At 61.4% G+C, this 9735-nt stretch carries 8 protein-coding genes and 1 pseudogene; 1 reads left to right on the plus strand and 8 read right to left on the minus strand.

Going from position 1 to position 9735, the window contains the following annotated elements:
* Positions 1-189: 189 nt before the first annotated feature.
* From VGD20_RS03195 to VGD20_RS03205, 3 genes are all read right to left on the minus strand, one after another.
* Positions 190-738 (minus strand): hypothetical protein, encoded by a 549-nt coding sequence (locus tag VGD20_RS03195; RefSeq protein WP_331133065.1) that lies wholly within the window; start codon positions 736-738, stop codon positions 190-192.
* A 181-nt stretch (positions 739-919) separates the two neighbouring features.
* Positions 920-1708, minus strand: coding sequence for an SDR family oxidoreductase (locus tag VGD20_RS03200; protein ID WP_331133066.1), 789 nt, complete (start codon positions 1706-1708; stop codon positions 920-922).
* Positions 1705-2082: a nuclear transport factor 2 family protein gene (locus VGD20_RS03205; RefSeq protein WP_331133067.1), complete on the minus strand. Its 378-nt coding sequence runs from the start codon at positions 2080-2082 to the stop codon at positions 1705-1707. Before VGD20_RS03205 ends, VGD20_RS03200 begins: the two co-directional genes overlap by 4 nt.
* Positions 2083-2180: 98 nt before the next feature.
* On the opposite strand from VGD20_RS03205, the gene VGD20_RS03210 reads away from it, so the two are divergent.
* Positions 2181-3092, plus strand: a complete 912-nt coding sequence (locus VGD20_RS03210) for a LysR family transcriptional regulator (RefSeq protein ID WP_331133068.1) — start codon at positions 2181-2183, stop codon at positions 3090-3092.
* Between the two features lie 148 nt (positions 3093-3240).
* Here the strand turns inward: VGD20_RS03210 and VGD20_RS03215 are convergent, their stop codons facing one another.
* The 5 genes and pseudogenes from VGD20_RS03215 to VGD20_RS03230 form a co-directional block, all read right to left on the minus strand.
* The gene (locus tag VGD20_RS03215; protein WP_331133069.1) at positions 3241-5175 is read right to left on the minus strand and encodes a response regulator; all 1935 of its coding nucleotides are present in this window, start codon (positions 5173-5175) and stop codon (positions 3241-3243) included.
* Between the two features lie 68 nt (positions 5176-5243).
* On the minus strand, positions 5244-6740 hold the full coding sequence (locus tag VGD20_RS03220) for an ATPase domain-containing protein (protein WP_331133070.1): 1497 nt from the start codon (positions 6738-6740) through the stop codon (positions 5244-5246).
* A gap of 102 nt (positions 6741-6842) precedes the next feature.
* Positions 6843-7199 (minus strand): response regulator, encoded by a 357-nt coding sequence (locus tag VGD20_RS03225; protein WP_331133071.1) that lies wholly within the window; start codon positions 7197-7199, stop codon positions 6843-6845.
* Between the two features lie 258 nt (positions 7200-7457).
* Positions 7458-7553: pseudogene (locus VGD20_RS21775) on the minus strand (peptide chain release factor-like protein); the annotation flags it as partial.
* Between the two features lie 169 nt (positions 7554-7722).
* The coding region (locus tag VGD20_RS03230; protein WP_331133072.1) for a hypothetical protein at positions 7723-9735 on the minus strand (2013 nt) is incomplete at its 5' end.

Genomic DNA, 9735 nt, shown 5'->3' on the forward strand with positions numbered 1-9735 from the left:
GAGACCCGTAACACGGCCCGCCCATTCGCCTTCGATCGTAGCCCGACCCTCGAGCTCGAGGCCGAGTTCGAGAAAGAAATCTACCGTGGCATCGAGGTCCTCGACTACGATTCCCATATTGTCCATCCGCTTGATCGCCATGATGCCAGTCTCCTCGATGTCGCGATTGATGCTAGGGCGTCCCCATCCCTACCCGCCCTTCTTTTGCGCCCGCGCCGCCCTGACGCCGGCGAGAAACTGTTTTTCATCGACCTTCATCGCCAGCCCTCGCGCCGACAGGAAAAATGCGGCACGCGGCATGGTGATATTGCCCTCGCTGGTGGTCAATATTGCGCCCTGAGGCGCCATCGCCGTGACCTTGCCGAGCACCACGGCACCGTCGGCGCTCCGCACCTCGGCGCCAGGTTTCAATGCTCCATCGACGGCCGCCGCATCGGCCTCGGCCTGCCTCAGGACCGCGACAATCTTCGCCTTCGGAGCTTTCAGCGCCGGGCCCTTGGCGCTTTTCACAAAGGCATTCTTCGACACGACCAGTCCATTGCCGTCGATCGACACCGCAACCCTGTCTCCGGACACTTTCACGATCTCGCCGACCTGTTCGCCATTCTGGTCATAGACCTTGGTCCCGACAACCAGCGAAGCAGCCGGCGCGGGATCCTGCGCGTGCGCGGCGGGCGCAGCGAGTGCCAGCGCGCCCGCAAGGCACAGCGCCGCCGTCGGGGTGAATGATCTGGGCATGACAGACTCCTCGGGAAACAGCGTGTCTTCCCGTGCCGCAATGCGTGACAGCACGCCAAATGCGATGCTGATCGGCCGTGCAACGGACACGGCGAGACGACGTCCCGGCCCTCGAAGCGATCGGACGCGTCCCTGCCGGCTGCCGCGTCCGCTGCGAGGTGCGAACGTCGGGGCAATGACCTCAAACGGTCGGAACGGTGCCACCGTCTATGACGAACTCCGCGCCGTGGATGGCGGCGGCGCGATCCGAAGCCAGATAGGCGATGAGATCGGCGACCTCATGCGGATCGGCCGGACGCCCGATCGGGATTCCGCCGAGGCCGTCAAGGACGACCTGCCGCGCGTCTTCGATCGTACCGCCATTGGCGGCCTGCAGCCGCTTCAGCAGTTCCTCGGACGCTTCGGTCATGATCCAGCCGGGAGAAACGACGTTGACCCGCACCCCCTTCGGCCCGAGCTCCTTCGATACCGACTTGCTGTAGGTCCTGAGCGCAGCCTTGGCGGCGGCGTAGGCTGTCGTCGATTCAGGAAGCGGCAGCACCGACTGGATCGAGGTGACATGCACCACCGTGCCGGCGCCGCGCTCGACCATCTGCGGAATCAGAAGTCGATCAAGGCGAACCGTGGCCAGAAGGTTCAAATTCAGTTCGTCGAGCCAGAGATCGTCGGTCAGGGCGGCAAAGCCGCCGCCCGGTGATGATGAACCGCCGATCACATGGGCGACGATGTCGACGCCGCCCATTTGCGCGAGAGCCGCTGCGGCCAGGCTTTCCCCGCCCGCCGCTGTCGTCAGGTCGGCCCGAACAAACTCGACGCCAGCAATGGGGTCGGGGTTTCCGCGGGCGGCGGTCATTACCCGGGCGCCGCCGGAAAGGAAACGCTTGACGGTGGCGCGGCCCAACCCCTTGGTGCCGCCGCTGACGACGACACGCTTGCCGGCGAACTCGGTCGGATCAAGGGTAATGCTCATAGCGTGATCTCCAACGTCTGGATGGCGTCATTCTCGAGCGTGAAGTCATAGGTGAAGCGGATGGGACTGCCCTTGAAGTCGCCATGTGCGGGGCCCTCGACGACGATCTTGCCGTTCTCGTGGCGAACGCTGTCCGGCGTGAAGATGGCCTTCACGGCGACGACCTCGTCTTCGAACAGCGTCCTGATTTCGGGGTGGCCCGCGTGACGGTGGCCGTTGTCCACTATGAGAGCATCGGCGGCGAACGGCTTCAGCATGCCGTCAACGTCGAGCCGTGCGTTGGCCTCGACAAAGTCGGCGATGGGTTTGGGCAAGGCTGCAACAACCGCTTGGATGCCGTTCTGATTGGTGTCGGATTCGCTCTTGGTCTGCATGATAAGTCTCCTTCATTTGACTTGCCTCCGTTGTAAGACCAGCACACTATCCGGATAAGTAGGCCAATATGGCATGAGCCAGTGAAGGATTCAGGATAATGTCGCGACTGGCGCTTCGGGACTTCGACGCCGTTCTGGGCGTTGCACGTCGCGGATCCTTCCGGCATGCCGCCGTCGATCTGGGCATGTCGACGACGGCGCTCAGCCACATGATTGCGCGGATCGAAGCCGAGCTGGGTGTGCGCCTGTTCAACCGCACGACACGGAGCGTCGCATTGACCGACGCCGGTCGGATTTTCGTCGATCGCCTTGGTCCCTCGCTTCAGGATGTCCGCGAAACCATCGAGATCGTCCGCGAACGCCGCGCGACGCCGACGGGAACGCTGCGGATCAACGCGCCGCCCTTCGCGGTACGCTCGCCCGCTTTCACCCATTTGCTCCTGGAATATTCGCGCCGCTATCCCGACATGCATGTCGACGTCGTAACCGAGGGCCAGCTGCGCGACATCATCGCAGAAGGTTTCGATCTCGGCGTTCGCGTTGCCTCGCTCATCCCGACCGACATGATCGCGCTGTCGCTGGGCGAGGCGCAGCGCTTCGCGGCGGTCGCCTCGCCTGCGTATCTGACCTCGCGATCACGACCGCTGGTACCGACCGATCTCGCTTCCCACGACTGCATTCGTGTCCGCTTGCCTGATGGCGCGCTCTACCGCTGGCACTTCGAGAAGGGCAGCGACACGGCGCAGATCGAGGTGAGCGGCCCGATGACGTTCGACGAACTCAACCTGTCGCGCGCCGCTGTAATGGCCGGACGCGGGATCGGTTTCTATTTCGAACAGGATGTCATCGCCGATATCGAAGCAGGAACGCTCGTCCGCCTGCTTGAAGACTGGACCCCGCCCTTCCCCGGCCTCTGTCTTTATTATCCAGGCCGGAGGCATCCGTCCGCCGGGCTGGCCGCATTCCTGTCGGTCGCTCGCGAACTGGCTTCAACCGGAGCAAAATCGTAGATTTCGGCGGGTGTGGCCGATTGAAGACGATCTGCTTATAGTTTGAAAACGCGGTAATCGGACATCCCTATCCTAACGCTTCGCCTGACTTGCCGATGCGCGGCTCCCAAATATTCCGATCAGAGCGGAGGCGGATAAAGATGTTCCGTCAGCTAGCGAGCGCCTCTTCCGCCATGGCACCACGGATTGCACGCGCCATCTCGGCCGCGCGAAACGGCTTCGGTAAGCGAAGGACATCGCTCGCCGTATCCTCGGCAAGATCAGCAAATCCGGTGATCATCAGAACAGGAATATCGGCGCGAACCCTGCGCGCTTCGCGCGCAAGTTCCAGCCCACTCATCGATGGCATCAGATAGTCAGTTACGATGATGTCGAAGGGCTGCGATCGAATCTGGCCAAGAGCTTGCGCTCCCGCGGCGGCCTGCGTCACCAGATGCCCCATCTCTTCGAGCATGGCCGCAGTTCCCTCGCGAACGATGTCTTCGTCATCAACGAGCAATATCCGCAGCGGCGCTGTTTCGAGAAGCGGCGCATCGGCCGGAGAGACATGTGATAAAGCTTCTGAAGAGGCGGCGGGTAGCAGAATTTCGGCGACCGTGCCGCTGCCGGTCTTACTATGTAACGACAATCGCCCGCCCGACTGAGCGGCCAAACCATGCACCATCGACAGACCGAGCCCGGTACCCTTGCCCACCCCTTTGGTTGAGTAGAAAGGCTCGACGGCCCGCGCGAGCGTCTCGGCATCCATGCCCGCCCCGCTATCCGCTACCGCGATGCGGACATAGATGCCCTCGGGAAGGCCCCCGTCCTCATCGGTTGCCTCCCAGTGATCAACCGAAATAGCGAGGCGCCCCCCATCGGGCATCGCATCGCGCGCGTTGACGGCCAGGTTGAGAATGGCGAGTTCTAGCTGGTGGGGATCGACCATCGCCGCAGGGACATCGACTGCAAGATCGACCGACAGGTCGATCGTCGGACCGATCGAGCGGTGAACGAGTTCCTCCATCCCGGCGATCAATTCCTTCACATCGACGGGAAGCGTCTCGAGATTCTGGCGGCGCGCAAAGGCAAGCAGGCGGGCGACAAGTGTCCGCGCGCGCTCGGACGACTGGAGAGCGCCATCGAGAAGCTTCTGCAGCCGCGGTTCCGTAATCTTGGTGCGCAAGATGTCGAGGCTACCGACGATGGGCGTGAGCAAATTGTTGAAGTCATGGGCGACGCCACCGGTGAGCTGGCCGAGCGTCTCGAGTTTCTGGGCCTCGTGAAGCTGCATCATCACTTCGGCATGTTCGCGCGTACGTTCCTCGACGCGTTGCTCAAGCTCGACCGCGAAGTTGCGGAGCGTCTCTTCGGCCGCTTTCCGCTCGGTAATTTCCTGGCTGACGCCGATCATCCCGAGCGCACGGCCACTCGCATCGAGCTCGGGCTTGCCGCGAACCTGCACCCAATGCACCGACCCATCAGGCCAGACGCAGCGATATTCGATGTCATAGTCGGCGCCGGTCGCAAGGGCTCGGCGAACCTCCGCCTGCATTGTCGCCCGGTCGTCGTCGTGCACGCTGGCGACAAGTTCGTCATACGGGAACGGGTCGTCGGCGGACCTGCCATAGTGGCTTTTGCAATCGGGCGATGCATCGAGCCGCATCGACGCGACGTCATAGGTCCATGCGCCCAGCCGTCCGGCCGATAGCGCGATGCGTAGCTGTTGCTCGCCTTCGCGGATCGCCTGGAGGCGCGTCCTTGCCTCGTACTGGCGGCGTCGCCCGCGCAGCGCAGCCTTCACGATGCTGATGAGCGTGGTGGGATGAAAGGGCCGTTCAATGAAGGTGACATTGCCCAGAAGCTCGAGGTAGCGTCCGGCAGCGGGATTGCGCTCGATGCTCCCGCCGCGCTCGGTAAGCAGGATGAACGGGAAATCGGACCATTCGCCCTGCGCCCGAATGAAGCCATCGAGCCCGCGAAGGTCAGCGCCGCGCAGTGCTTCATCGGTAACGAGCCCGAAGCCCGCCCCGTTCTGCAGGATATCGACAAAATCGTCGAGACCTTTGGCGATGCCGCTCTCGATGCCGGCTTCGCTCAACATCGAAGCCGCAATATCGGCGTCCCTTCCGCGCGGCGCGAGAATGATCGCCCGCTCTGAAAAGGTCCGGTTCATCCGGCGGGAAGTGCCTGTGGGGGTTCCATCAGTTCCGCGGAACCGATGATTTCGGGAACGCCGCGAAGTACACCCTGGAAACCGGTCAAAGGCGCGCCAAGGGAAATGCCCTGCGACCCGATGCGATATTCGCGGATCGTATATTCATGCGCACCGGTGCGCTTCTTCATGATCGATATCGCGCGGCGTACGCGGCCCGCCGCCTCAAAATATCGTAGAAGCACGACGGTATCGGCGAGATAGGTTACATCGACGGGAGCCTTCATGTCACCCACCAGGCCGTGCTGCGCGACGGTCAGGAAGGTCATCACGCCCTGCCGATTCAGATATTGCAGCAGTTCGTGCATGTGAAGAATGAGAGCCGTCTCTTCGGGCATCGCGGCCTGAAAACCGTTGAGACTGTCGATCACAACCGTTTTCGCCTCATATTGCTCGACACAATTGCGGACGCGCTGCGAGAATTCGCCTGGCGACAGTTCGGCGGCATCGACTTGTTCGATGATAAGATTGCCGCTGTCGACCATCTGCTGGATGTCGATCCCCATACCCTTGGCCCGCGCAAAGAGAAGACCGAGTTCTTCGTCGAAGATGAACATCGCGGCCTTGTCGCCGCGGCGGACCGCACTCTCGACAAAGGTGAGCGCGAAGAGCGATTTTCCCGTCCCCGATGGCCCGAGAATCAACGCGCTCGATCCGGTATCGAAGCCGCCACCGAGCAGCGCGTTGAGTTCGCCATTCTCGGTCGCGATCACTTTCCGCTCGAAGTCTGTCTTGTGTTCGAGCGAGACGAGGCGCGGAAAGGCGCGTACCCCGCCCCTTTCGATGATGAAATCATGATAGCCGCCGCGAAAGCGCTGACCGCGATATTTGAGTACCCGCAAGCGGCGGCGTTCGGCGCCATATTCGGGCGACATCTCCTGAAGCCGGATGACGCCGTGCGCAACGCTGTGCACGGTCTTGTCTGCGCTTTCCGACGTCAGATCGTCGAGGAGCAACACCGTCGCGTCATGACGCGCGAAATAATGTTTGAGCGACAGGATCTGGCGGCGGTAGCGAAGCGAGCTTTGGGCCAGCAAGCGGATTTCCGAGAGGCTGTCGAGCACGACGCGATCAGGCTTCACCTCTTCATATTTTTCGAGGATTCTTTTGGTCGTCTCGCCAAGCTCAAGGTCAGAAGAATAGAGGAGGCTCTGCTGCTGTTCGTCGTTGAGGAGCGCCTCGGGCGGCACGAGTTCGAAGATATGGAAGTTGTCGGGAAGGTCCCAGCCATGCGATTTAGCGGTTTCGCGCAGCTCCTCCTCGGTCTCCGACAGCGTGATGTAGAGGCAGCGCTCGCCTTTAGCCGCACCTGCCAAGAGAAACTGATTGGCGATCGTCGTTTTTCCTGTGCCCGGATCGCCCTCCATGAGGAATATCCGTCCGCGCGCGAAGCCGCCGGCGGTGATGTCGTCCAGCCCGGAGACACCCGTTTCGGCCTTGATAGTCCGGTCCAAGCTGCTCTGTTCCGTCATTCCGTTCCGCTCCATTGATCGTCGCATCGTCCGTTCAAAATGATCGATACGCGAATGCGGTTCCCAAATTCGCGAACGAAGAGGTTATCCGTCGAGCGCCCCGAGGGCTTCGCGCAGGCTCGATAGCGTGAAGGGTTTCGCGAGAACCGGGCGGTTCTGCCATGCCGGCCCTAGCGCCCCCGTAAAACCACCCGTCGCCACCAGGAACGGGATGTTCGCCTCCGCCAGCGCCACCGCGATCGGATCGCCGCTATCGCCATCAGCAAGATGAACATCGACGATCGCCGCATCGATGCCGCCTTGCGCAATCCGGGCAAGCGCGGGCGTAACGCCATCGACGACAGCGATCGGCTCTCGCCCCATCATCATGACATATTCTTCGAGAAGCATGCCGATGATCGCATCATCCTCGACGATCAATATACGCAGCAATATCGGCATTCTAACTCCAGCTCAGTTCGCTTATGCAACGCGCATGGAAACCCGGAACCAGCGGGGGATCTATAATGTTCCGTGAGAGCCCGCAGTTGGCCGAAAGCGGAATGACAACTTTCGGCCAGCAGACCGAGTAAGCTGCCATGTCATTTGGATCGTTTGAGCTTGAAGTCCGAACCGACGTAGGTCCTTACCGGATTACCCCGCTCAAGTTGACGATTGCGATCCCATCCTTCCTTCCGGGAATGCGGGCAACCTTTCTATCGGCACATGTGTCGCCCGGATGGCATTATCCGTTCTATTTGCATGCTGCCCGCCCGGGCCTGGCGCGCGCATCGACTGATAGCGAACATCTTCTTCCCATAGACGGGCGAACGCACCGAACCGCGCAGGAGGCAGAAAAGAGTTCAGCGTTGCGATATAAAATTAGCCCCCGCGGGGCTTAGCCGCAAAGCATCTCCGACTGCACAGACGGACGACATCAGTGTGCCCCTCGGGCGGCATCCAAGCGCGTGGTCCGCTTGCTGAACTAAAGATTACGGTAGTTGGCAGTCACCCGTTCCAACAAGCGATACAGTCGATCGTGCTGCTCGATGTAGCTGCTATTGAAGAGCGCCCTCAATGTCCGCGCCGTCGGAAAACGTTCCCGAAAATAGAATCCGATACCCGAACGCCGGGTTGGCGGTTCCATCGCGGCCGCACTCGCCTCGATGGCCGCTTCGATCGCGCTGACCCAGGTCGCGGGTGGGCCGGCGAGCGGCTGGTCGGCGAGCCAGCGCAGCGCAGCGACATTCGCCCAAGGCACCTCGACAAGCGGTATCAGTTTCGAGAAAGCTTCGGCATCGACCTTCGACGCGTGATCCTTTTGCCAACGCCTTACAAAGATTTGACCGCGGCCCATCCTGACGAAGGCGTCGGTCAAAGAGACCATCGCCGCCAGCGTGAACGAGGCCATCAAGATAAGCAGGGCGAACCCCAGCGGGGGAAAGATCGGGATGAGCACGAACACGAAAAGCGGGAGCGTCATCCCCCCTGCAATCAGCATTGCCATGCGCTTTAAGCGCTCGGGACGTCGGATGATGATCATCAGCATGTCCCACAGCAGAAGCGGCGGGAAAAAGGGCCACATCAGCGGACTGAGATGCCGTCCTCTCCTGATGTTCACTTCTGCCGCGATATACCAGATCGCTGCATAGATGAGCCCGATCACAAGCGCGATCTGCTGGTAATCCCAAGTCTCGGGCAGCGGAAATTTTGGCAGCGCCAGCTCATCCTTTTGGAACACAAGACCTGAACGCATGAGTTCCCAAAGGTGGAGGATTTTAGCGTCCCGATCGTGCTGCTCCGGGCCAGTGTCTAAATAGGGTGCCGAAAAACTGGCGATCATGCATGCGACGATGCGCATGCTGAGTCCGAACATTCCGATCGGCGATTCGATCTCGGCGCGTCGCATGAGGAGGCCGGCGACCCAGAATATGGCAATCGCAACGGCGGCAATTCCGAACCGCATGCCTTCGATGTTCAGCGCCGCAATGATGAGGATCGCCGGCAGCAAAAGGAAATCGATGAGAGGCGCGATATTGGAAAGACGCAAGGCCGCTAGGAGATTGGCCGGCGACGGCAAGCGGGACAGATAGGCCTTTGTCGCGACATATTCGGTCCGGAGCGCCCCGCTGCGCGACAGGCGCAGCACCGAGATGCGGACCGAGCGATAGATGGTCGAAACAGGCGCGGCCAATCGCGACGCCTGCTGGTAAACGATATCGCTGAGCCAGACGCTGCCGGTCGCGAGGGCGTCGCTCATCAGCTCGATCAGCGCATCGTGCGGTGCTGTCCCGGCCACTTCGAGCGCAAGTTTTCGATCGAGCAAATTTTCGGTGGCCGACGCCAGGGCCAGGAGCTTCCCGATCTCGGCCCGCATTGCTGCCGGCATGCGTTCGACCCCGCCAAGTGTGCCGGCTTCGAGGATACGAAGGATATGGAGCTGAGCCGGCGCCCATGGGAAGGCCTGCAGTTGGCGCGTCTCGCTATTCGCGGTCATCGCTTGCTGCGCCGGAGTGAGCGTCAGCAGGCCCCACGCGCAATCGAGAAGCGACTGGACCGAAGCTTCATCGCCGGTCTGCAGCATTGTAACCGCCGTTTCGCGCCACCGCGCATCGGTGAGAAGCTGCCTGTGCGTAATCGACTGGGTATCGCGCAGCACGACGCACGTCGCAAAATGCTCTTGGAAGCGGCGGTGCGAGAAGGTGAACTCGGCCTCGTCGCCAACGGCTTCGGATTGCGAAGAGCGCCCAAGCTTCATGTAGATCAGCGCATTCAACGCGGCACCAAGCTTTTCGGAGCTGAGGGCGGTGTTCTGATGGGCCAGCGCTTTCTTAAGCTGTCCCAGAGTCGGGCTAAGACCAATACCGGTATCGGCCGTCATGGCGAAAGCGCAGTTTTCGGCAACCGTCCGCAACTCGTCGGCGGTTATATGGAAGCGCGCGGCGACGCGCGGTTCGTCGCGCGTGAAGCGATAGCCGATATATTTGGAGAGGACCTC

This window comes from Sphingopyxis sp., assembly GCF_036402335.1.
Lineage (GTDB): Bacteria > Pseudomonadota > Alphaproteobacteria > Sphingomonadales > Sphingomonadaceae > Sphingopyxis.

Excerpts from the sequence above, each read along its gene's own strand:
- VGD20_RS03195 (WP_331133065.1), bottom strand. The coding sequence starts at position 738 with ATGCCCAGATCATTCACCCCGACGGCGGCGCTGTGCCTTGCGGGCGCG.
- VGD20_RS03200 (WP_331133066.1), bottom strand. The coding sequence starts at position 1,708 with ATGAGCATTACCCTTGATCCGACCGAGTTCGCCGGCAAGCGTGTCGTC.
- VGD20_RS03205 (WP_331133067.1), bottom strand. The coding sequence starts at position 2,082 with ATGCAGACCAAGAGCGAATCCGACACCAATCAGAACGGCATCCAAGCG.
- VGD20_RS03210 (WP_331133068.1), top strand. The coding sequence starts at position 2,181 with ATGTCGCGACTGGCGCTTCGGGACTTCGACGCCGTTCTGGGCGTTGCA.
- VGD20_RS03215 (WP_331133069.1), bottom strand. The coding sequence starts at position 5,175 with ATGTTGAGCGAAGCCGGCATCGAGAGCGGCATCGCCAAAGGTCTCGAC.
- VGD20_RS03225 (WP_331133071.1), bottom strand. The coding sequence starts at position 7,199 with ATGCCGATATTGCTGCGTATATTGATCGTCGAGGATGATGCGATCATC.